This is a genomic window from bacterium, from assembly GCA_035454885.1.
Classification (GTDB): domain Bacteria; phylum UBA10199; class UBA10199; order JACPAL01.
The window spans coordinates 34,878-56,416 of record DATIGE010000062.1 but is presented as its reverse complement, the minus strand read 5'-3'; the positions used below and the strand labels follow the sequence as shown (position 1 = coordinate 56,416).

Genomic DNA, 21,539 nt, shown 5'->3' with positions numbered 1-21,539 from the left:
TCGGCGATCGTCTCCTGGCTCCAGCGGCCGGGGCGGTAATACTTGGCCACGATGGCCGTGGGTTTTCCCGTCTCCTCGTCCTCGATCCCGATCTCATAGACGCGGTTTTCATAGCTGTTGAGAGGGAAGAGGACGCCGGTGGGGCGCAAGCCCTGCTCCTCGGCCGTTTGAAAGATGACTTCGGGCAAGAGGTGGTCGAAACGCACGTGACAAATCCTCCAATAATCTAAGTTTTGGATCGCACTATAGTGTGGGTTGCAGATTATGGATCGGCTAGGTAAGAAGCAAGATCGATGGAAGAAATAAAGGAGACCCCGGCGCTGCTTGAAGAAGAAGGGGACGAAGTCCCCCCCGAGATGACGGCCGAAGAAGTGGTGGCGATGGGGCGCCACCCCGTTTTCACGACCCAGGACACCTTCGAATCGTTGGGTCTCTCGCCCTCGATCCTCAACGCCGTCCATCACATCGGGTTCAAGCATCCCACGCCCATCCAGGCCGCGGTCATTCCCACGGCGCTGACGGGGAGCGACATCATTGGATTGGCCCAAACCGGATCCGGAAAGACGGCCGCCTTCGTCATCCCCATGGCTGAGCGGCTCGTGCACCACGAGGGAGTCGCCAAGTCGCCGCTGGGCCTGATCCTTTGTCCCACGCGCGAGATCGCCCTCCAGACCAAGGCCTTTCTCGACCTCTTTGGAAGGCATCACGACCTGACCACCGCGTGCGTGATCGGCGGTGTGAAGATGAATCCTCAGATCCGCGACCTTCAGGCCGGCCCGGACATCGTCGTGGCGACGCCGGGGCGTCTCGTCGACCACATGGAGCACCGGACCGTTTCGCTTTCGCAGGTGAAGGAGCTCGTCCTGGACGAGGCCGACCACATGTTGGACATGGGTTTTCTGCCCCAGATCACGAGGATCTTGGACGCCGTGCCGCGCCAGCGCCGGACGATGATGTTTTCGGCCACGATGCCGCCGCCCATCGAGCGCCTGGCCCAGAGGTACCTGCTGGACCCCAAACGCATCGATATATTGCCCGTGGGGCGCGCGGCCTTGGGGATCACGCATCGCGTTTATCTCGTCAAGACGGAGCACAAGAGGGATTGCCTGCTGGCCCTCGTGCATCAGGAGCTGGGGAGCACGCTCATCTTTACGCGCACCAAGCTCGACGCCGACTGGCTCTGCGGCGTTCTGGAGAGGGAAGGCCACCCGGTGACGAAGATCCACTCCAATCGCTCGCAAAAGGAGCGCGTGGACGCCTTGCAGGGATTCCGGGAAGGGGAACACAGGATCCTGGTCGCCACCGGCATCGCCTCGCGGGGGCTGGACATCCCGGCCATCGAGCACATCATCAACTTCGAGATCCCGGACACCGTGGAAGAGTACATCCACCGCGCCGGCCGCACCGCCCGCGCCGGGGCCGTCGGTATCGTTTCGACCATCGGGACCTGGCAGGACAAGCCGATGATCAAAGAGGTCGAGGCGGCCTTGGGTAAGGAGATCCCGCGCTGCACGGTGCCGGGCGTGCCGCCCTACGTGGAGTTGAAGGTGAAGCCCTTCGGGCGCCGCCGACGGTGATATGGAAGAACATTCCTGTTGTTCCGAGGCGAAGTCCCCATCCCCCAAGAAAATCGGTCCTTCGGCGATCTACATTTGTCCGATGCATCCGGAAATCCGCCGGGCCGGGCCCGGTTCCTGCCCCAAGTGCGGCATGGATCTGGAGCCCGAGGAGCCGGCGATCGGTCCGGAGGAACGGCCGGATCACGACCGGATGGGCCTGCGTTTCTGGATCTCGCTCGCCCTGACGGTTCCCGTTTTTCTCTTGGCGATGGTTGGGATGACGCTCCGCATCCCCCATCCCATTTCCATCGTCGCTCAACTCATTCTCTCGACCCCCGTCGTCCTCTGGTGTGGATTTCCGATCTTCGAACGCGCCTTTGATTCCATCCGTCATCGGAGTCCCAACATGTTCACGCTGATCGGCATCGGAACGGGGACGGCCTATTTCTACAGCGTGGCCGCGATGATCCTGAAGCGGCACGACGTGTATTTCGAATCCGCCGCCGTCATCACGACCTTGGTGCTCTTGGGGCAAGTCCTGGAGCTCAAGGCCCGGAGCAAGACCTCGAGCGCGATCCGGGCCTTGTTGGAGCTGGCCCCCAAGACGGCGCGCCGCGTGAGAGCGGATGGTTCCGAGGAGGATGTGCCCCTGGACCGCGTTCAACCGGGAGACCGCTTGCGCGTGCGTCCCGGCGAGAAGGTGCCGGTGGACGGGATGGTTGCGGAGGGGGAGAGCACCGTCGACGAATCGATGGTGACGGGCGAGCCGATCCCCGTGGAGAAAGTCGCGGAAAGCCGGGTCACCGGAGGAACGATCAACGGGACCGGAACCTTCGTGATGAAGGCCGAAAGGGTCGGGAGCGAGACCCTACTGGCCCAGATCGTGAGGATGGTCGCCGAGGCCCAGCGGACCCGCGCGCCGATCCAAAGTTTGGCCGACGTCGTCTCGAGCTGGTTTGTTCCCGCCGTCGTTGTCGTGGCCCTGCTTGCGTTCGCCGCCTGGTCCCTCTGGGGACCCGACCCGAGGTTGACCCACGCCCTGGTCAACGCCGTGGCCGTTCTCATCATCGCGTGCCCGTGCGCCCTGGGGTTGGCCACGCCCATGTCGATCATGGTGGGGACGGGACGGGGCGCCATGGCCGGAGTCCTGATCAAGGACGCCGAGGCGCTCGAAACCCTCGAGAAGATCGACACGCTGGTGGTCGACAAGACCGGCACCTTGACCCAAGGCAAGCCGGTCCTCGACGCGATCCTGCCCAACTCGGGATTCACCAAAGAGGGGCTCTTGAAACTCGCCGCATCGTTGGAGGCCGGCAGCGAGCATCCCCTGGCGGCCGCCATCGCCCAAGCCGCGCGGCGCGACGGCATCGTCCCGGACGAGGTGGAAAAGTTTAAGTCGTATACGGGGCAGGGAGTGACGGGCGAGATCGGCGGGAAATTCGCGGCCCTCGGCAACGACCGGCTCTTGGCCACGCTCAAGATCGATTTCTTTGTGAATGAGATGTTTCAGAAGTGCATGCAGTCGCTGCGTGAGGACGGGTACACGGCCGTGTATGTGGTGCACGACAATAAGTTGGCCGGTCTCATGGGCGTGAAGGATCCCATCAAGGAGGGCGCGCGCGAGGCGTTGGCGGACTTGAAGGCGATGGGCCTGCGCATCGTGATGCTCACCGGCGATAATCCCGTGACCGCGAAGGCCGTGGCGAAGGAGCTGGCCCTCGATGACGTGATAGCGGGGGTGCTCCCCGATCAAAAAGGACGCGCCATCGAGCATCTCCAGGACATGGGGTGCCGCGTGGCCATGGCGGGCGACGGCGTCAACGACGCCCCGGCGCTGGCGGAAGCCGACGTGGGCATCGCCATGGGCACGGGCGCCGACATCGCGATGGAAAGCGCGGGTGTCACGCTGGTGAAGGGCGACTTGCGCGGCATCGTGCGGGCGATTCACCTGAGCCGTTCGGTGATGAGCAACATCCGGCAGAACCTCTTCTTTGCCTTCGTCTACAACGCCTTGGGCGTGCCGGTCGCCGCGGGCGTTCTGTATCCCTTCTTCGGCATTCTGCTCTCGCCGATGATCGCCGCCGCGGCGATGAGCTTGAGCTCGGTGTCCGTGATCGGAAACGCCCTCCGGCTGCGCAATGTGCGGTTGTGAGAGCCGTCGAATCCCCGTAGGATGTGGCCATGTCGCACCCGATGGTGAAGAGTGTGCTCTGACATGGCCCAAGACCATTTTTCCAAACTGGCCGCCGCTTACGCCAAGAGCCGGCCGACGTATCCCGAAGCCCTCTACGATTTTTTGGCGTCGTTGCCCGCGCGCCGCGAGGTTGTCTGGGACTGCGCCTGCGGAAACGGCCAGGCGTCGGTCTCGCTGGCCATGCGGTTTCAAAAAGTGATTGCGACGGACCTGAGCGCGTCGCAGATTGCCCAGGCGGTGCCCCGCGACACGATCACCTACCGTGTGGCCGCCGCCGAGAACTCCGGCCTTCCCGGGGCAAGCGTCGACATGATTGCGGTGGCCCAGGCCTTTCATTGGCTGGATTTCGACAAATTCTTCGCCGAGGTGAGACGCGTGAGCCGCCCGGGGGCGGTCCTGGCGGTGTGGGGCTACGGCCGGCATTCCGTTTCGCCGGAAATCGATCCGGTGTTGGAAAAATATTTCGCGGGCATCGTGGGCCCTTACTGGCCGCCGGACGCGAAATGGCTGGTGGAAAAATACCAGACCATTCCCTTCCCGTTCGAGGAGATCGCGGCGCCCCGTTTTCGGATGGAGTTGGAGTGGAACCTCAATCAAATGTTGGCCTATTGGGAATCGTGGTCGGCAACGCAACGCTATCGGGAGGCGACGGGAAATGACCCGATGGATTTGATCTTGCCCGAGCTCAAGAAGGTTTGGGGACCTTCGGAAACGACGAAGACGGTTGTTTGGCCCCTCTATTTGAGGGTAGGACGCGTGCAAGAGGAGCGATCTTCATGAAAGAACCGGTCTTGGTCGAACTGGACGAGTTTTTCGTGATGGGAATCGAAGTCACCACCTCGGAGGCTTTGGAAGCGGGGTTGGGGACGGCGCGCATCCCGCTTCTATGGCGCACTTTTTTTGCCGAGAAGGTCGAGGAAAAAATTGCCAACCGGAGGGATCCGAACGAGCATGTCGGCGTCTGCACCGATTACAATCGCGATCCCAAGAGCCGGGAATACGGATCCTATGCGGCCCTGGCCGGATGCGAGGTCACCGAAGTGGGCGACGACGTGCCGGAGGGCCTGGTCGCGATGTCGGTTCCCGCCGGTTCCTACCTTCTCTTTGAGGCCCGCGGCCCGATGCCGGACGCCGTGATGCGCACGTGGGACGAGATCAAGAGATACTTTGAAACAGGCTCACCCTATGAGCGCGCGTTCACGGCCGACTTCGACCTCTACCGGAATGATCAGCCGGAGGCGGTCGATATCTTCGTTTCCGTCAAGTAGGGGCCATCCATGGGCAGGCGAAATTCGGCATTCCAGAGGGCGCCCTTGGAGGTCGTCGAACTGTCGGGCGACCCCTTTGAAGTCGCCCATCAGCTCGGCAAGAAACGCTCGGCCGTGATCGCCCGCCGGGTGGACTACTGGAACCGCCTGCTGGCGCGCGTCTATCGGGGCAAGAAGGACCGGCTCCGGTCGCTCGAAAGGGGATTCCTCGCCGCCGCGCGCGCCGTGCCCCGTTATCTCGGGGAGGTTCGCGCCCTGGCGGAAGGGGCCGGTCTTCCGTTCGCCGATCTCTTCCGTCTCAATCTGACCGAGCTGCAGGCCTACGCGGACAAATGCACGACGCTCGTTCTTCCTTTTGAAACGCCGCGAGGCCCCGGGATCTTGATCGCGCACAACGAGGACTGGGACCCGAGGCGGAACGACGTCTTCGTGCTCAAGGCGAGGCTTCCCGAATGCGCCTACGCCATCCTCGCGTACGACGGCTACCTCCCGGGGCTTTCCTCGGGCGTCAATTCCTTCGGGCTTGGGCACGCGATCAACTACCTCGCGCCCCCCGACCGTCGAGTCGGCGTCCCGCGGATCTTCATCACGCGGCATCTGGTGACCGCGCGGAATTTCGAGGACGTCGTGAACTGGGCCAAGAGGCACGCCCGCGCCTTTGGCCAGGGGATCCATCTGGCCCAGGGCTCGCAATATTTGGGGCTGGAGCTCACCTCCAAGAAGGTTGCCTTCTGGCGGCCGAGGCTTCCCGCCGTCCACGCCAATCACTACCTGGACGCGGGCTTGAGACGATCCGCCCCTCCGCCGGGCATCTCCTCGCTGGCGCGTTACCATGCGGCGAAGGCCCTGTTGGATGAGGAGGCGCGGCGACGGCGGGAAGCCTGGACAAGAACGGAGGCCGTCCGCGCGGCGCGAAGGATCCTCTCGGACCGCTCCGGCCTCCCTTACGCCGTCTGGAGGGAGGCGGACTCGACGGATGAGACCGGGGCGACGGTCGCCTGCGCCTTGATCGACACCGGGCATCTGACGTTGGAGGTCTTTCGCAAGAGGCCCGACGAGACTTCGCCTGGGATGAGTCTTCTTACGCAAACACGCTGGCGATCGACTTCCAGGCGGAGGTCATCGCGTGGGGGGCCGTGTTCGAGAAGAAATTCTGGACCCCGCTGACCATGGAATCCCAAGCCTCGCCGATGGGATCGGGCTGTGGGGCCCCCGGTGCCGCCGGCGGCGTTGACGCGTAGGGAGGGACCGTGCCCGGATAGATCGTCACCCGGCCGTGTTCCCATCGGAGGGTCACTTCGACGTCGCGCACGGCCGTCGCTGTCTCTTGAAAGAACAAGAAACCCGCCGGTCGACTGTAGCTTTCCTCCAGGTGGAGGGTGACCCGGCGGGTCGTCCCATCGGGGACGTCGTAACGGTCCACGCCGTCCAGGCGCCAGGGCTGGAGATAGACCTCGTTGATTCCTCCCAGCCCGCCCAGGCCGAGGGGGCCGCCTTCGCCGTGAATCTGGCTATTGATGCCATCTTGGAGTTGCGCAAGGGCGTGATCGCGCTCGGTATTGGTGATCTCGCCGTCATTTGAGAAGGGACCGGCCCAGCCGTTCTCGAATCCTTCCCCGAAATGCGCCTCGGCCAGGGGGCTCCCTTCCGGATTCTTGGGATCGGTGATGAAGACTCGGCTCATGGTCGCTCGAGTCATTATTTTCGCCTGAATTCAGGAGGGTGTAAAGAGCATCATAATAATGCATTTGTTTGATAATAATGATTCTTAATTTTAATTAGTATTTATGAATTAGCATGTTAAAAGACAAACATATCTGTCCGCCACGAAGCACCTCAGCCGTCATTCCCGAGCCACCACGACGTCGCTTCCCTCCTCGGAATACGTGACGGTGATGAGGATGGGCCGGCAACAGACGTGGCAATCCTCCACGTACTCAACCGGGTCGTCGGAGGGCTCCGGTTCGATGACAAAGGTCTCGCTGCAATAGGGGCAGGCGACGGTGATTTCCTCGTTCATAGGAGGATGTTCAGCCAAACGGCCGCGAGGGTCAAGGTGAGCAGCGTGACACGAGGGTCGGCCCTGTCAAAGAGAGCGGATCGAGGCTTCGCCCTTGCCAGGAGCGGATTGGGCCGATAATGGAAGGGTTCTTTTCAGATGAGGAGGATTCGATGGAATACAAAGTCGATTTTGAAGACGTCCTTTTCACCCTTTTTGATTTTCTCAAGCCCGACCAGCTCGCGAATTTTCCCCGCTTTCAGGGACAGACCTCCGACATGTACCGGCAGATCCTGGAGGAAGGCCTCAAATTCGCCAAGAACGAGCTCGCGCCCTTGAACGAAAAGGGCGATCGCATCGGCGCCAAGGTCGTCGACGGGCGCGTGAGGATGCCGGAAGGGTTCAAGGAGGCGCTGGCCCGGTTCGGACAGAACGGATTCATGTCGATCGACCTGAATCCCGAATACGGCGGCATGGGACTCCCGACCCTCATCAATACGGCCCTGTCCGAATTCATCATGGGGGCGTGCACGAGCTTCGCCTTCTTTCACCTCCTGACCCGCGGGGATTGCAACATGATGCAGGCCTTCGCCTCGCCGGAGTTGACTCGGATCTACCTGCCCAAGATGACGTCGGGCGAATGGTGCGGCACGATGTGTCTGACCGAGCCGCAGGCCGGATCCGCGGTCGGCGACCTGACGACGACGGCTAGGAAGAACGCCGACGGTTCGTATTCGATTCAGGGCACGAAGATCTTCATCACCTCCGGCGATCATGACCTCACGCCGAACATCGTTCATCTCGTCCTCGCGCGGATCGAAGGCGACCCGGCGGGCACCAAGGGCATCTCGCTCTTCGTCGTGCCGGCCAGGCGCGTGAACGCCGACGGCGGCCTGGACGCCGACAACGACGTCAAGCTCGTCTCGATCGAGCACAAGATGGGCATCAAGGCCTCGCCCACGTGTCTCCTCGAATTCGGCGACAAGGGCCAATGCCAGGGCTTCCTCGTCGGAAAACCCATGGAGGGCATGAAGTACATGTTCCAGCTGATGAACGAGGCGAGGCTCGCCGTCGGCCAACAGGGCGTGTCGATCGCCGGGCCCGCCTACGAGCACGCGCTCGGTTACGCCAAGGAGCGCACGCAGGGCGGCAAAACGCTCATCGTCGAATACCCGGACGTTCGCCGGATGCTCATGACGATGAAGGCTTACGTGGAAGGTTTGCGATGCCTGATCTTGGAGGCCGGTCTCTTCGTCGACATCGGCTGGCACCATCCGGATGCGCATGTGCGCGAAGAATATGAAAGCTACCTGGGCCTCATGACCCCCGTGTGCAAGGCCTTCGGGTCCGACATGGGCTTCCGGGTGACCGAGCTCGCGATCCAGACGTACGGCGGTTACGGCTATGTTTCCGATTATCCGGTCGAGCAATACATGAGGGACTTGAAGATCGCCTCGCTTTACGAGGGGACGAACGGCATCCAGGCCATGGACCTGATCGGACGGAAGTTCCTCAAGAACGCCGGAGAAAACCTGAAGCGCTACCTGGCGCATGTCGTCGGCCAGTTGAAGAAGGCGGGTGAATCTGCCGAACTGAAACCGTCGGTCGACAAGTGCCTGGCGGCGATCGACCGTTTCGGCAAGGCGGCCCTGCACATCGGGAAAAGCGCCGGCGACCAGGCCTACGTGGGCCTTGCGGCGACGCCGTTCCTGCGGGCCTTCGGCGACGCGATCTGCGCCCAACTCCTCGTGCGCCGCGCCGCCGTCGCGGTGGAACAATTGGCCAAAAAACCGACTCCTGAGCGGACGAAGTTTCTCCAGGGCAAAATTGAGGTGGCGAGGTTCTACGTCGAACAGCTCCTCCCCGAGATGGACGTGAATATCGCGCGCATCCAGACGGGCGACAGATCCGCTCTCGCGGACGTCCTTTAATTCATTTGAGCTCTAGGCCGACGGGGCAGTGGTCCGATCCCAGGAGGTCGGGATGGATCGTGGCCGTTTTCATTGCCGGCCGGAGGTCTTTGGAAATGCAAAAGTAGTCGATCCGCCACCCCACGTTCCGGGACCGGGCTCCCATGCGGTAGGTCCACCAGGTGTATTTTTTTGGGCTTTGGTCGATCTCTCGGAAGGTATCGAGGAAGCCGGATTCGAGCAGCTTGGTGAACTCCGCCCTTTCTTCATCGGTGAATCCCGAATTCCCCCGATTGGCCGCCGGATGCTCCAGATCGATTTCCTTGTGGGCGACGTTCAAATCGCCGCAAAGAACGACCGGCTTCTTCTTCTCCAGGCCTTTCAAGTAGGCCCGGAAGTCCTTTTCCCATTGGAGGCGATAGGGCAGCCGCTTCAGCTCCTCGCCCGCGTTCGGCGTGTAGACGTTCACCAAGAAATATTCGGGGAACTCGCAGGTGATCACCCGGCCTTCGGCGTCGTGTTCCTTCATGCCGATGCCCAACCGCACGTCCGCGGGTTTCACGCGTGTGAACACGGCCGTCCCGGAGTAGCCGGGGCGGTCGGCGGGGTTCCAAATGGCCTCGTATGGTTCGAAAGCGGCGAGATCGTCCGACTCGACCTGCTCCGGTCGGGCCTTGATCTCCTGCAGGCAGAAGACGTCCGGGGCGAGGGAGAGGATCGATTTTGCGAAATCCTTTTTGAGGACCGCCCGGATGCCGTTTACGTTCCAGGAGACGAGTTTTTGGGTCTGCATCGCCATTGTTCAATAGAATTCCTACCTTATTTTGGCAACTTTTGTATCGGAGCGGCGACATGAGACCCACTTTTATCGAGGAGGCCTGCTCATGAATCTCGGTGTCAATCTTCCGGTCCGTTCCGCGACGGCGCTCTTTCAGACGATCCTGGCGGGGGCCGCGGAGGCCTATCCGGCCCTCGCGGCGCACGTGGAGGGGATCAGCGCCCGCAATTTCGGCGAGCGGTTGATTCGCTTCGAGGCGGAGCGCGCCGCCCTGGAGAGCCCAGGCCGCGTCGACTCGGCGTTCCTGATGACCCGGCTTGCCGCCGAGCAGATTGTTTATGTCCAAGGGGACGGATCAAAGATCCCTCTCGCCCAGTTCATGCGGGAGAGGGCGGAACCCCTGTCCACGACGGTGCTGGAGGTGGGTACGCCCCGCGGGCTGGCGCCGCGGATCGCCTATGAAGGACGGATTCACGCCGGGGGAGAGATCGCCGAACTCGCACGGGACTTCCTCTCCCGTCGCACGATCACGCCCGCGGCGGCCGACGCCCTCGCTTGGGTCGCTCGGCAGAGGGCGATCGACCTCGCGGGGCGGAAATTCGTCATGATGGGCGCGGGCGCGGAATTGGCCCCGACCGAGCTCCTTCTGAATGCCGGGGCGACGGTCCTCTTTCTGGACCTGTCGTCCGCGGAGAAATACGTCGCCGACCGCGCCCTCCAGAGCGGGACGGTCGTCCATGCGCCGGGAGGGGCGAACCTCCTGACCCAACCGCGGGAGATCGCCGCGACGATCGAGGCCTTCGCCGCGGGCGATCCCGTCCACATCGGGGCCTTCGCCTACGTCGGCGGCCATGCGATGGAATGGCGCCTGACCGCCTCGATGAACGCCGTCCTCCGGAGCCTCGACCCGGCCCTCGTCGGGTCCATCGGACTCTACATCTCACCCACGGCCCCGGCCGAGGCCCAGCGGGAGGATGCGGTCGCCTCCCTGGGCGGTTTCGCCGATCCCCGCTTTGCGGACCGGAAATGGAGGGGGCTGGGAGTCCTGAGGAAAAACCTCCACGAACACGAAGGGACCTTCTGGCCCCGCAACATCGTTTCTCTCCAAGGCGCGAGCTATTTGGCGGCCCAGTACGTCGAGAAACGGCTCGCGGCCGAGGTCTTCGCGGCGCGAGGGACAGGGGACGGCAAGGGCCGTCCGGTGACGGTCTCCGCGAACGTGGCGGGCATCACGAGGACGCGCTCCATGCAGATCCCGACCTTTCAAGCGGGATTTCTCGGGGCGCCGAGCTTGGGGCTGGAAACCTATGACCCCGCGACGACGCGCTGGCTCTCGGGGCTGCTCTTTCTTCAGGGTGTCTTGGATCCGGATGCCGTGGGGTCCGCGACCAGTCCGTTCGAGGACGAAAACGAAAAGGTCCGCCGCCTCTCCTCGCTCCAGGTCCACGGGGCGGTCTACTCTCATCCCTACGCCGTCGAGGGGGCCATCACCCGCGCGGCCTTGATCGGACTCGGCAAAAGGCCCCGGCTGATTCCGGGATTCGTCCGGAGCCTATTCAAAAAGTAATGGTCTCAGGTTCCTGTTGGCGCGGTTGCGGCATCCGTCTGAGGCCAGTCGCTCCGCGTCCGGGCCGGGTACAGATCCAGAACGCCCTGCTGTAGCGCGCGTTCCGCGGCGCGGACGCCCATATCGTAGATCCCGCCGAAGACTTCGGGACGTGACTCGAAGAAACGGTTCACCGGGAAGCTCACGCGGTCCGGGTGGATCACATGGATCGCGCGGTCGGGGTACCGATTCCTCAAGGAGTCGAGGTCCAGGGGACGGGGATCGGGGACGAGACCGTCGAGCTTGGCGAGTTCGCCCAAGCTTTCCCGGAGGCGCTTCACGGCGGGGCCCGACGGAAGTCTCCGTGCCGCCTTGTCGGCGGAGCCCAGGAGGGCATGGAGCCCCCGCTGGAACAGGCTCTGGACCGGCTTGGGAAAGACGTTGCCCCTCTTGCTGCTCGTCACGACAAAGACCGTGCGGGCCCCCAATTCGAGGGCCAGCTCGACCGGGGCGTTGTCGGCGAAGACACCGTCGATCAAGAGTCCGTCCGCCAATTCGATCGGTTTTCCATACAGGTAGGGGATCCGGGACGAGGCCTCGACCGCCTGCCGCAGATGGGCGGGGCCGTCGACGACGGTCCAGTGCTCGCGACGGTCGGCCTTTTCGATTTGGGCCCGTTCCGGCAACGAGGGCTTGTTCGTGAAGTAATGGGGGGCGAAGAGAAGCCCGCCCGTTTCGACCAGGATCGCGGCATTCACCGCGAGGCGCTCGCAGGTCTTTTCGCAGGGGCCGGCCAGGAAGAGGGCGAGGCTCGCCCCCAAGACCGCGGCCGCCTCCTCGCGCAGGTGCCTGAGCCCCAAGGGGTCGTAGTTCGCGGCGGTCAGGACGACCTGTGTGTCGCTCCCGAAGGCCCGGCTCGTGTCGACCAGGCCGCGATCGAAGACCTCTCGTAAGGCCGCCGGATGCGGGTTGAGCCTCTTGCGGGTGACCTTGGAGGCCAGCCCGAAGTCGATCCAGGCGTTCCTCGCGAAGTCGTGATCAAAGGGGGCCCCGGCCGCCGCGACGGTGGCCACCAGACTTCCGGAGGAACTGCCGACCGTTAAGGCATAGGGCTGGTCCCCGAAACCGGCCTCCCGGAGCCGGGCGCCCATCTGGATGACGAACCCCGTTTGAAAGGCCCCCCACATGGCCTCACCGGGCAGGACAAGGGCGATGGAATTTGGGATTAAAGTTGGCATATGCCAAATATGCCGCTTCCCGCGGCACAGCTGTCGCTAAGCTCCTAATGGAAGCTAGTCGACACGATGCGTCAGAGGTTGTCAAGTAATTATGCGCTGCGTTAAAAACCTGTGGATAAGTCGATTATTAAAATAAAATTAAGGTCTTATATGGCTGGGAATCAACAATTGACATTCGGAGTCTAATCCTGCGAGATCGCCAATGACTAACCAAGGGAGGATCCCATGAAGCGTCTCCGTGTTGTTGCCTCACTGTTAGCCCTGCCCCTAATGCTGGCCGTTACCGGCTGCCAGAAGGCCGAAGAGCCGGCCAAGCCCGAGGTCAAGGCGGCCCCCAAGGCGGCCGAAAGGCCGGCGGCCAGACCCGCCGAAAGACCCGCCTCTCAGATCGAGAAGGACACCTTGGAAGCCTGCCTCAAGCGGAATCCCGACAATGCAGCCTACTGCCGATGCTACGCGAGCGAGTTGGGCAAGCGTTATGCCGAAAAGGCCAAATCGGGGGACGTCTCGGTCCAGGAGCGCGGGCAGATGGCCGTCCAATCCGCCCTTGCCTGCAAGCAAACCAATAAGAAGTAAAAAAGCGCGGAATAACGTCGATTCTTAGGCGGCCTTGCGAGCTGGGGAGGTTGAGGGCGCCTGGCTGGCCGGGGTCGTCTCTTTGCCGGGAAAGAGCGTGTAGCGGAGCGTCTTGAAAAATCCCTTCCACGAGCTGAAGGTGTCGTCGACGGCCGAGGGTTCGTAGCCGCAATGGACCATGCAGTCGGCGCATTTTTCGTTCCGGCCGGTCCCGTACCGGTCCCATTCCGTCGTTTCCATCATCTCCTTAAAAGAGGAGGCGTAACCCTCGCCCAGGAGGTAGCACGGTTTCTGCCATCCGAAGACGTTGTAGGCGGGACTCCCCCACGGCGTGCACTGATAGTTCTCCTGGCCCTGCAGGAAGCGCAGAAAGAGCGGTGATTGATTGAACTTCCAGCTTTTTTTCGGATTCCCGAAAATCTTCGAAAAGAGCTCATGGGCCCGGTTCCTCTTGAGGAAGTGCTCCTGGTCCGGGGCCTTTTCGTAGCTGTAGCCGGGGGAGACCATCATGCCTTCGACCCCGAGCTCGGTGGCGAGGTCGAAAAACTGCCGTACCCGGTCGGGATTGGCCCCGTCGAAGAGGGTTGTGTTCGTCGTGACACGGAACCCCCTGGCCTTGGCGTCCTGGATCGCCTTGACCGCCACGTCAAAGATGCCTTCGCGGCAGACCGCGTGGTCGTGTTCTTCCTTAAGACCGTCCAGATGGATGCTGAACGTGAGATATTTCGAGGGTTTGAAGAGGTGGATCTTCCGTTCAAGCATGATGGCGTTGGTGCAGAGGTACACATAGCGCTTGCGGGCCACCAGTCCCTCGACGATCTCCTGTATCTCAGGATGAATGAGGGGCTCACCGCCCGGGATGCTCACCATGGGGGCCCCGCACTCCTCCACGGCCCGGAAGCACTGCTCGGGGGTCAGGCGCTTGTTCAGGATTTCTTCCGGAAACTGGATCTTGCCGCAGCCGGCGCATTCGAGATTGCAGCGGAAGAGGGGTTCGAGCATGAGGACCAAGGGATAGCGCTTCCTCCCCCGGATTTTTTGGGAGAGGACGTAGCTCATCACGCGCAGGGCCTGGGAAACGGGAACCGACATATATAGTGGGGCGCGAGACTACCCTTGCCGGCAAAAGGGGGGCAAGGGATTTTCTTTCAAAATTTCGCACCGGGGCTTGGAAAGGGTACGTCGAGGGCGTATATTTGGACTGCATGCGGATCGTGACCATCCAATTTCTTTTCCTGCATCTTCAGCCATCCCAAAAAGTACAAATGAAAACAGGGGGTTCCTTATGAACCGGAGGGAGAACGGGCTTCACTACGATTTTGTCGGCATTCGTGACCGCGGCGACGGAGTCATCGGGCCTACGGACCTCATTATTGTCCGCGATGAGGACGGGGCGCGTCACGAATACTATTTGGGGGACGACCAGGCCCGCCGTTTTCTGCGAGGCATGGGGACCGAGGTCGAGGAGATCGAGGGCCTCCCCTGGGGTCAGGCCCAGAGCCGGCTTGCCTACCTCCACCACATGCGGTGCGCGATGCGGAAGGCCCAGGCCGGCGACGCCGCCGGTTTGGACGAGGAGCTCCGCCAAGCCGAGGAGTGCGCGCGCATGGCCGAGATGAATTTCGACATGGAAAAGGCTCAGGAGGTGCGCTCTCTCCTGAGTCAGCATTAAAGGGATTTCAGCCGCAGGACCATCCCGCCGACGACCGCGAAATGGAACAGGAAGGCCCGCGACGCCAGCGTCCCGAGAGGGAAGGCGTCGAGAGACGCCGAGAGCCGGTAGCCGGCCAGTCCCGCGCATCCCAGGATCACGTCGAAGAGCCCCGAAAGGCCGAGATAGACGCCCGGAACGCCGGCCAGACCCGCCAGCGGGAGAAAACGCACGACCGCCCAGACCTTCAACAACCCGACGGCGATCCGGCCGAGCCTGAGACCCGTCTCTCTCCACGAAAGGCCGGTCCGGTGTTCGGTCGTGAGGTTCTTGCGGAACTCGTCCAGGCGCTCCAAAGGCCCGATGAAGAAGGTCGGAAAGAAAAAGGCGTAAACGAAGAATTCGAGGGGGTCGGACGGCAGAGGACGTCCGCTCCCGACTCCCTGCGCGACCCACAGGAGACGGAATCCGAGAAAGACCGCAGCCGCCCCTTCCCGAGGGATGAAAATGACAAGCGCGATGAGTCCTGCGGCTAGGCCGACGTTGAGGATCCGGCAGAAAATGGCCTTCCGCGGATTCCACTGGAGCCAGAAGAGACCGTAGTAAACGAGGCCGGTCACGGCGACCAGGCCGAAGGTGAAGAAGGGAGTGGTGTAGATCTCGATCACCGCCAGGGACGCCAGCACGAGCGTCAGGTTCCGCGCGAAGTCCGGGAGGAGGCGGATCAAGAGAAGCAGGACGGTGAAAAGTCCCAGGCCCGTCAGAAATTCGTTGAGTCCGCTCATCGGAGGCATTACCCGTATCCCCACGGCGGACCCATGAAAAGAACCAAATCCAAACGACTGTTTGACGAAGCGCTCCGCCGGATCCCCGGCGGCGTGGACTCGCCCGTCCGCGCCTTCAAGGCCGTGGGCGGGGAGCCGCTCTTCATTCGATCCGCGAAGGGTTCGAAGCTCGTCGACGCGGACGCGAACGTTTTCATCGACTACGTTGGGTCGTGGGGGCCGATGATTTTGGGACACGCGCATCCGCGGGTGTTGAAGGCCGTCGGTGAGGCGATGAGGCGTGGCACGAGTTTCGGCGCCCCCTGCGAGTTGGAGGTCCAACTCGCCGGCGAGGTGATCCGAGCCGTGCCTTCGATACAAAAGGTGCGCTTCGTTTCGAGCGGCACCGAGGCGGTCATGGGGGCCGTGCGCGCGGCGCGCGGGTTCACGGGCCGCAAGAAAATCATCAAGTTCGACGGTTGCTACCATGGCCACGCGGATTACCTGCTGGTCAAGGCGGGTTCCGGGGCTCAGACGCTGGGCCAACCGGACAGCGCCGGGGTTCCGAGCGAGTTCACGGAGCAGACCTTGGTCGCGAGGTTCAACGACCTCGACAGCGTGGAAGTTCTGTTCAAGGCCTGCCCCGGGGAGATCGCCGCGGTCATCTTGGAGCCGGTCGTCGGCAACATGGGCGTGATCCTCCCCCGCGACGGTTTTTTGCAAAACGTTCGGGAGCTTTGCAACCGCGAGGAGGCGCTGCTGATCTTTGACGAGGTCATGACGGGGTTCCGGCTTGCTTACGGCGGGGCGCAGGAGGTCTACGGCGTGAAGCCGGACCTGACGACCTTGGGAAAGATCATCGGCGGCGGGATGCCCGTGGGGGCTTACGGCGGCCGGGCCGAGGTCATGGACATGGTGGCTCCCGCCGGGCCCGTTTACCAGGCCGGGACGCTCTCGGGGAACCCGATGGCGATGGCGGCGGGACTCGAGACGCTCAAGATCCTCAAGGCGGCGAAGCCCTACCGGACGCTGGAGAAAAAAGTCGGCGCGCTCTGCAACGGCTTGAGGGAGGCGGCGAAAAAGGCGGGCGTGCCCGTGACCGTCGCCCAGGCAGGGTCGATGTTCACCGTCTTCTTCGCCGAAGGCGGGATCAAAAACGCGGACGACGCCCGGCGTTGCGACGCGGAGCGCTTCGCGAAATTCTTCCGGGCCATGCTGGAACGACGGGTCTACCTCGCCCCATCCCAGTTCGAGGCCTGCTTCGTTTCCGCGGCCCATTCCGAAAAAGACTTCCGTTTGACCGTCAAAGCCGCGGAGGAGGCCTTTGAAGAAATCGTCCGAACCTAAGAACGGCGACCCCTTCCTCATCGCCTGGGGCATCTACGGCGCGGTGGGGTTCCAGCTCGCGGCCACGGTCGTGGGGGGGCTCCTCTTGGGCATGTGGCTGGACAAGAAGTGGGGCTTGAGCCCGTGGCTCACGCTCGCGGGGATGGTCGTCGGCATGGTTGGAGGGTTCTACAACCTCATCCGCATCACGACCTGGAACGAGTCGCGCAGAGAAAAAAAATTCGGCAGGAAGGGAAAGGGCGCATGACGATCGATTCCCGGATCTGGCAAGGGGTCCTCGCGGGCCTCGCCTTCGGGGCCGTCAATTTCTGGCTTCTCATCCGGATCGTGCGCGGGATGGTGGAGTCCCAGAAGATCAAGCCCTGGAAAACCTTCCTCTCTTTCGCCGTGAAAATCGCGCTCTTGGCCCTCACAATCGGCTTGCTCCTCAAAAAGGGCTATGTTAGTCCGCTCCCGTTTATTGCGGGGTTCACGGTCAGCCTGGTTTTGGGAGTCGCTGTCATCGCCCTCAAGACTTCCAAAAATTCCCCGGAAAACCCGTAAATTAAAGAGGTAGGGACGATGGAGCATCATTTCAGCTGGCTGGGATTTCTGACCAACGAACACTTCGCCCATCAATACGGCCATACGGTGACGGCAGGTCTCATCGTCCTCTTTCTCATTTTCGCGACGCTCCTCGTCTGCCGGAAATTGCGCCGGACGGAGGAAAGGCTCATTCCCGGGCCGAAGACCACGCTCACGAATATTTTTGAGGTGGCCGTCGAGAACATCTTGGGGCTCTTGGAAGGGATCGTCGGTCCGGACGCCAAGAAGTATTTCCCCTTGATCGGCACCATCTTCATTTACATATTCTTATGCAACGCGGTGGGCTTGATCCCCGGGGTCTCGCCGCCGACGGACAACATCAATACGAACGCCTCCATCGCGCTGACGGTTTTCATTTATTACAACGTCATGGGCATCAAGGCGCACGGCCTCCGCGCCTATCTCAAGCATTTCATGGGCCCCATTCTTTGGCTGGGGCCGCTCGTGGCGGTCATCGAGGTGATCGGTCACGCGGTTCGGCCCGTGTCGCTTTCGCTCCGTCTGTTGGGGAACATCACGGGAGATCATCTCGTGATCGGGATTTTCTCGGATCTCGTGCCGCTCTTGATTCCGGTCGTTTTTATGGCCCTCGGGCTCTTCGTCTCCTTTATCCAGGCGTTCGTGTTCAGCCTGCTGTCGACGATCTACATCGGACTCGCGACGGCGCATGAGCATGAAGCCCATGAAGCTAGAGAAGGACACGCGCACTAGATAAATGCGGCGATCTCTCTCTCCGCCCAGGGCGGAGAGATCTCTCGACACCAGTGCGAGCAGAGGGACTTTTGAGGAAAGGAGGAAAATACATATGAAGAAACTGATTTCTTTCTTCGGAGTCCTGTTCGCGTCCTTGTTCGCGACAGCGGCGGCTTTCGCCCAGGAACACGGCGCGGCGGCCTCGACGGACAGCCCCAAGTCGGTGCTCGCGATCTCGGCCGGCATCGCCATCGCCATCGCGGCGTTCGGCGGCGCGCTCGGCCAGAGCCGGGCGGCGGCGGCGGCCCTCGAGGGCATCGCCCGTAATCCGGGCGCCTCGGGCAAGGTCCAGACGCCGATGATCATCGCGCTCGCCCTGATCGAGTCGCTGGTCATCTACGCGTTCGTCATCGCGATCCTGTTGCAGGGGAAAATTTAAATTCCCCTCACCCTGACCCTCTCCCCCGTGACGGGGGAGAGGGCATGGGAGAGGGGCTTAAAACACGATCTGTCGGACGGACTCGCGGGCCATGAGGAAGACGTTCGAGGGGAAGAGTCCCAGGTAGAGGATGACGAAGACGCAAAGAAAGATCGTCCCCAGCAGGGTATAGGAAAGCGGCGGGAGGGCGTAGTCCTTCTGCTTTTGGAAGTACATCTTCACGATCGGTCCCAGGTAGTAATAGGCGGAAACCGCGCTGTTCAACACCCCCACGACGACCAGTCCATAGAGCCCCGCTTCGATCGCGCCGGAGAACAGGTAGAACTTGCCCACGAAGCCGATCGTCGGCGGCATGCCGGTGAGCGAGAAGAGAAACAGGGCCATGGCGCCTGCCAGGAACGGATGCCTTTCGGAAAGTCCGGCGTAGTCGGTCAACTCCTCGGCCTGATCGCCCCGGCGGCCGATGGCGATGACCACCGCGAAGGCCCCGATCGTCATGAGGGAGTAGGCGAAGAGGTAGAAGAGGACCGAGGCGATCGTCGATTCCGCGAGGACGTTTTTTTGAAGTGCGGCCGTGACGCCCACGAGGACGTAGCCGGCGTGCGCGATCGACGAGTAGGCGAGCATCCGTTTGATGTTGTGCTGGCGGATGGCCACCAGGTTGCCGACCGTCATCGTCAGGGCGGAGAGCGTCCAGAGGATCGGAGTCCAAGGGATCTGGGGAATGTGCCCGACCGAAAGGGCGATGCGGATCAGCGCCGCGAACCCCGCCGTCTTGATCGCGGTCGCCATGAAGGCGGTGACGGACGTCGGCGCGCCTTCATAGACGTCCGGCGACCAGAGGTGGAAAGGAACCGCCGCGATCTTGAAGCCCACGCCCACGAGGATCAGCGCCACGGCCAGCATGACCAAGACCGGCTCGGCCGGCGGGATCGAAAGCTGTTGGAGTTTCGCAAAGGACGTCGACCCCGCGGCCCCGTAGGCCATCGCGATGCCGTATACCAGGAATCCCGAAGCGATCGAGCCCATGATGAAATACTTGAGGGACGCCTCGTACGACTTGACCACGTTCCGTTTCATGCCGCAGAGGACGTAGGCCGAAAGCGAGGCGATCTCGAGGCCCAAAAAGAGGACGATCAGGTCCGCCGCGTGCGCGATGATCATGCCTCCGGCGGTGGCGAAGAGGACGAGGGCGTAGTACTCGCCGTCCCGGATGTTCTCCTCGGGCAGGTAGTCCTTGGAGAGGAAAATCGTCAGGAGCGCCGCCAGGAGCAGGACGAAATCGAAGGCGTAGGCCATCCGGTCGAAGAGAAGGAGACCCAGGGACAGGGGTGCGCCCGAGAGCCATCCGCCCCAGGAGGCCAGCAGCGCGGAAACGATCGCGAGCGCGCTCAAGATCAATATGAGGACGGAAAAGACCTTTCTCGCGAGCGGAGCGAGAAGGAGAATCAAGAGGCCCGCGCCCAGGAGAATTAGGACCGGGGTCGCGAGGGCCGTCAGCGTTGACCAATCGACAGTTGCCATTGTGTTCTCTCAATGAACTTCGTGACGGATTTTTCCATCTTACTGGTCAAGAATCCGGGACCCACGCCGATCCAGAAGATCAGGACGATCAAGGGCGCCATGACCGCGACCTCCCGGAAGGAGAGATCGGCGAGCGCCTTGTTCTCCTCCTGCGTGACGGGGCCGAAAAAGACTTTTTTGACCATCCACAGCATGGTGGCCGCCCCGAAGACGACGCCCGTCGCGGCGAGCGCCGCCGTGACCGGGTTTGACTTGTAAGACCCCATGAGGATCAGAAATTCGCCGACGAAGCCGTTCGTGGCCGGCAGGGCGATCGAAGAAACGGTGACGATCAGGAAGAGGACCGCGTAGAACGGCATGGGCGTCGCCAGCCCGCCGAAGGCGGCGATTGCGCGCGTATGCCGGCGTTCGTAGATCATTCCGACCAGGAGAAAGAGGGCGCCCGTCGAAATGCCGTGGTTGATCATCTGCACCGAGGCGCCCATGACACCCTGGGGGGTGAGGGACATGAGCCCCAGCATGACGAACCCCAAATGGGCGACGGAGGTGTAAGCGACGAGCTTTTTCAGGTCCGGCTGGACCATCGCGACGAGCGACCCGTAGATGACGCCGATGACGGCGAGCGCCGCGATCGCCGGGGCGAACGCGGCGGAGGCCTGCGGAAAGAGGGGCATCGCGAACCGGACGAAGCCGTAGGTGCCCATCTTGAGGAGGACGCCGGCCAGGAGCACGCTGCCGCCGGTGGGCGCCTCGACGTGCGCGTCGGGGAGCCAGGTATGGAACGGGAACAGCGGCACCTTGATGGCGAAGGCCAGCGCGAAGGCGCCGAAGAGAAACATCTGGGCCTTGTTCGGAAGGTTCAGCCCGTAGAGGTCCGCGAGATTGAACGATCCCCCGGCCGAATAGAGATAAAGAATCGCGGCCAGCATGAGCAGGCTCCCCACCATCGTGTAGAGGACGAACTTGATCGCCGCGTAGATGCGCCGCTCCCCGCCCCAGCCGCCGATCAGGAAGTACATCGGGACGAGCATCGCCTCCCAGAAGACGTAGAAGAGGAAGAGATCCAGGGCGGAAAAGACACCGATCAGTCCCGTCTCCAAGACCAGGAGAAAGACCAGGAAGCCCCGGATTTTACCGGAATGGTCCTTCCAGGATTGCAGGATGACGAGGGGGATGAGCAGGGCCGTCAGGACGATCAGCGGCGCGCTGAAGCCGTCCACGCCCAGCCGGTAGTCCACCTTGAAACCCTGAAGCCACGGGACGATTTCCTGGAATTCAAACTCGCCGGTGCCCCGGAACCGGTCGAAGAGGACGCACGAAAGGACGAGCGGCACGAGCGAAGCGGCGAACGCCGACGCGCGCAGGACCGTCTCCCGGCCGCGCGGGATCAGCGCCAGGGGGATCAGCCCGAGCAGGGGGGAAAAAATCGTCCAAGAGAGAATATGTGCGATCATAAATGGTGTAGGGG

23 protein-coding genes are annotated in these 21,539 nt (G+C 62.4%); 14 read left to right on the top strand and 9 right to left on the bottom strand.

The features are described 5' to 3' along the window. On the bottom strand, positions 1-206 hold a 206-nt coding region (locus VLJ37_10750), incomplete at its 3' end, for a stress response kinase A (GenBank protein HSA60150.1). Between the two features lie 87 nt (positions 207-293). Between VLJ37_10750 and VLJ37_10745 the strand changes: the two genes are divergently transcribed. The 5 genes from VLJ37_10745 to VLJ37_10725 all read left to right on the top strand — a co-directional run bounded on the left by VLJ37_10745 (position 294) and on the right by VLJ37_10725 (position 6,188). Then, positions 294-1,577: a DEAD/DEAH box helicase gene (locus VLJ37_10745; protein HSA60149.1), complete on the top strand. Its 1,284-nt coding sequence runs from the start codon at positions 294-296 to the stop codon at positions 1,575-1,577. Position 1,578: 1 nt separating this feature from the next. Beyond that, on the top strand, positions 1,579-3,711 hold the full coding sequence (locus tag VLJ37_10740) for a copper-translocating P-type ATPase (GenBank protein HSA60148.1): 2,133 nt from the start codon (positions 1,579-1,581) through the stop codon (positions 3,709-3,711). Between the two features lie 63 nt (positions 3,712-3,774). Continuing rightward, positions 3,775-4,533, top strand: a complete 759-nt coding sequence (locus VLJ37_10735; GenBank protein HSA60147.1) for a class I SAM-dependent methyltransferase — start codon at positions 3,775-3,777, stop codon at positions 4,531-4,533. Further along, complete coding sequence (locus tag VLJ37_10730; protein ID HSA60146.1) at positions 4,530-5,021, top strand: GyrI-like domain-containing protein; 492 nt, start codon at positions 4,530-4,532, stop codon at positions 5,019-5,021. The genes VLJ37_10735 and VLJ37_10730 overlap by 4 nt, the downstream gene beginning before the upstream one ends. 9 nt (positions 5,022-5,030) lie before the next feature. Continuing rightward, the gene (locus VLJ37_10725) at positions 5,031-6,188 is read left to right on the top strand and encodes a C45 family peptidase (GenBank protein ID HSA60145.1); all 1,158 of its coding nucleotides are present in this window, start codon (positions 5,031-5,033) and stop codon (positions 6,186-6,188) included. On the opposite strand, the gene VLJ37_10720 is transcribed toward VLJ37_10725, so the two are convergent. Both VLJ37_10720 and VLJ37_10715 read right to left on the bottom strand, forming a co-directional pair. Next, on the bottom strand, positions 6,103-6,705 hold the full coding sequence (locus VLJ37_10720; protein ID HSA60144.1) for a hypothetical protein: 603 nt from the start codon (positions 6,703-6,705) through the stop codon (positions 6,103-6,105). The genes VLJ37_10725 and VLJ37_10720 overlap by 86 nt on opposite strands. Before the next feature lie 159 nt (positions 6,706-6,864). Then, positions 6,865-7,041 (bottom strand): CPXCG motif-containing cysteine-rich protein, encoded by a 177-nt coding sequence (locus VLJ37_10715; GenBank protein HSA60143.1) that lies wholly within the window; start codon positions 7,039-7,041, stop codon positions 6,865-6,867. Between the two features lie 152 nt (positions 7,042-7,193). On the opposite strand from VLJ37_10715, the gene VLJ37_10710 reads away from it, so the two are divergent. Next, complete coding sequence (locus VLJ37_10710) at positions 7,194-8,951, top strand: acyl-CoA dehydrogenase (protein ID HSA60142.1); 1,758 nt, start codon at positions 7,194-7,196, stop codon at positions 8,949-8,951. A gap of 1 nt (position 8,952) precedes the next feature. Here the strand turns inward: VLJ37_10710 and VLJ37_10705 are convergent, their stop codons facing one another. Next, positions 8,953-9,723, bottom strand: coding sequence for an exodeoxyribonuclease III (locus VLJ37_10705; protein ID HSA60141.1), 771 nt, complete (start codon positions 9,721-9,723; stop codon positions 8,953-8,955). Positions 9,724-9,814: 91 nt separating this feature from the next. Here VLJ37_10705 and VLJ37_10700 point away from each other — a divergent pair, with 91 nt between their 5' ends. After that, positions 9,815-11,275, top strand: coding sequence for a hypothetical protein (locus VLJ37_10700; protein ID HSA60140.1), 1,461 nt, complete (start codon positions 9,815-9,817; stop codon positions 11,273-11,275). Positions 11,276-11,280: 5 nt separating this feature from the next. Here VLJ37_10700 and VLJ37_10695 read toward each other — a convergent pair whose 3' ends face one another. Continuing rightward, positions 11,281-12,492, bottom strand: coding sequence for a patatin-like phospholipase family protein (locus tag VLJ37_10695; GenBank protein HSA60139.1), 1,212 nt, complete (start codon positions 12,490-12,492; stop codon positions 11,281-11,283). A 225-nt stretch (positions 12,493-12,717) separates the two neighbouring features. On the opposite strand from VLJ37_10695, the gene VLJ37_10690 reads away from it, so the two are divergent. Continuing rightward, positions 12,718-13,068, top strand: coding sequence for a hypothetical protein (locus VLJ37_10690; protein ID HSA60138.1), 351 nt, complete (start codon positions 12,718-12,720; stop codon positions 13,066-13,068). Between the two features lie 24 nt (positions 13,069-13,092). Here the strand turns inward: VLJ37_10690 and hpnH are convergent, their stop codons facing one another. After that, on the bottom strand, positions 13,093-14,160 hold the full coding sequence (gene hpnH, locus VLJ37_10685) for an adenosyl-hopene transferase HpnH (protein HSA60137.1): 1,068 nt from the start codon (positions 14,158-14,160) through the stop codon (positions 13,093-13,095). 193 nt (positions 14,161-14,353) lie between these two features. Here hpnH and VLJ37_10680 point away from each other — a divergent pair, with 193 nt between their 5' ends. Next, positions 14,354-14,740 (top strand): hypothetical protein, encoded by a 387-nt coding sequence (locus tag VLJ37_10680; GenBank protein ID HSA60136.1) that lies wholly within the window; start codon positions 14,354-14,356, stop codon positions 14,738-14,740. Here the strand turns inward: VLJ37_10680 and VLJ37_10675 are convergent. Continuing rightward, complete coding sequence (locus VLJ37_10675; protein ID HSA60135.1) at positions 14,737-15,504, bottom strand: hypothetical protein; 768 nt, start codon at positions 15,502-15,504, stop codon at positions 14,737-14,739. The two genes, VLJ37_10680 and VLJ37_10675, sit on opposite strands and share 4 nt — an antisense overlap. 33 nt (positions 15,505-15,537) lie before the next feature. Here VLJ37_10675 and hemL point away from each other — a divergent pair, with 33 nt between their 5' ends. The 5 genes from hemL to atpE all read left to right on the top strand — a co-directional run bounded on the left by hemL (position 15,538) and on the right by atpE (position 18,547). Then, positions 15,538-16,830, top strand: coding sequence for a glutamate-1-semialdehyde 2,1-aminomutase (gene hemL, locus VLJ37_10670; protein ID HSA60134.1), 1,293 nt, complete (start codon positions 15,538-15,540; stop codon positions 16,828-16,830). Continuing rightward, the gene (locus tag VLJ37_10665) at positions 16,808-17,077 is read left to right on the top strand and encodes an AtpZ/AtpI family protein (GenBank protein HSA60133.1); all 270 of its coding nucleotides are present in this window, start codon (positions 16,808-16,810) and stop codon (positions 17,075-17,077) included. The genes hemL and VLJ37_10665 overlap by 23 nt, the downstream gene beginning before the upstream one ends. Continuing rightward, positions 17,074-17,373: an ATP synthase subunit I gene (locus tag VLJ37_10660; protein ID HSA60132.1), complete on the top strand. Its 300-nt coding sequence runs from the start codon at positions 17,074-17,076 to the stop codon at positions 17,371-17,373. The genes VLJ37_10665 and VLJ37_10660 overlap by 4 nt, the downstream gene beginning before the upstream one ends. An 18-nt stretch (positions 17,374-17,391) precedes the next feature. After that, positions 17,392-18,126 carry a F0F1 ATP synthase subunit A gene (gene atpB, locus VLJ37_10655; GenBank protein HSA60131.1) on the top strand — a complete coding sequence of 245 codons (735 nt, stop codon included), beginning with the start codon at positions 17,392-17,394 and terminating at the stop codon, positions 18,124-18,126. 94 nt (positions 18,127-18,220) lie between these two features. Further along, positions 18,221-18,547: an ATP synthase F0 subunit C gene (gene atpE, locus VLJ37_10650; protein ID HSA60130.1), complete on the top strand. Its 327-nt coding sequence runs from the start codon at positions 18,221-18,223 to the stop codon at positions 18,545-18,547. A 57-nt stretch (positions 18,548-18,604) separates the two neighbouring features. Here the strand turns inward: atpE and VLJ37_10645 are convergent, their stop codons facing one another. Further along, positions 18,605-20,071, bottom strand: a complete 1,467-nt coding sequence (locus tag VLJ37_10645; protein HSA60129.1) for an NADH-quinone oxidoreductase subunit N — start codon at positions 20,069-20,071, stop codon at positions 18,605-18,607. Then, on the bottom strand, positions 20,044-21,525 hold the full coding sequence (locus tag VLJ37_10640; GenBank protein ID HSA60128.1) for an NADH-quinone oxidoreductase subunit M: 1,482 nt from the start codon (positions 21,523-21,525) through the stop codon (positions 20,044-20,046). The genes VLJ37_10645 and VLJ37_10640 overlap by 28 nt, the downstream gene beginning before the upstream one ends. Positions 21,526-21,539: the final 14 nt, after the last annotated feature.